Genomic DNA, 314 nt, shown 5'->3' on the forward strand with positions numbered 1-314 from the left:
CCCGCGAAGGTGCGCGCCTCGCGGGTGAGGTGATCGACGAAGTAGAAGCCCGAATCCCGTCGCGCGGTCTCGAGCGGCTTAAGCCCGAGGGGGTCGTAGGCCGCCCGGGTCAGCGGCGCCTCGGTAAGGACGCCCTCGTCCTCCATACGCGCTAGGACGTAGGCGCCGCGCTCCCTGGCGCGGTCGGGATACCGCTCTGGGTCGTATAAGGTCGGCACATTCGGCATGCCGGCGATCCGTGCGCACGTGCGCCCTGGTAGACTGTCCACGGCGTTGCCGAGTGAGCTCCTCCGCGCCAACTCGCACCACTAGTA

At 68.8% G+C, this 314-nt stretch carries 1 protein-coding gene; it reads right to left on the minus strand.

Features of this window, described 5'->3' with window-relative positions; translation table 11 throughout:
* Nucleotides 1-227, minus strand: a 227-nt coding sequence (locus MKK51_RS10145) for a hypothetical protein (RefSeq protein ID WP_243976822.1), incomplete at its 3' end; no start/stop codon positions are given.
* Nucleotides 228-314: the final 87 nt, after the last annotated feature.

The organism is Methylobacterium sp. E-045, from assembly GCF_022829685.1.
In the GTDB taxonomy this organism is placed as follows: domain Bacteria; phylum Pseudomonadota; class Alphaproteobacteria; order Rhizobiales; family Beijerinckiaceae; genus Methylobacterium.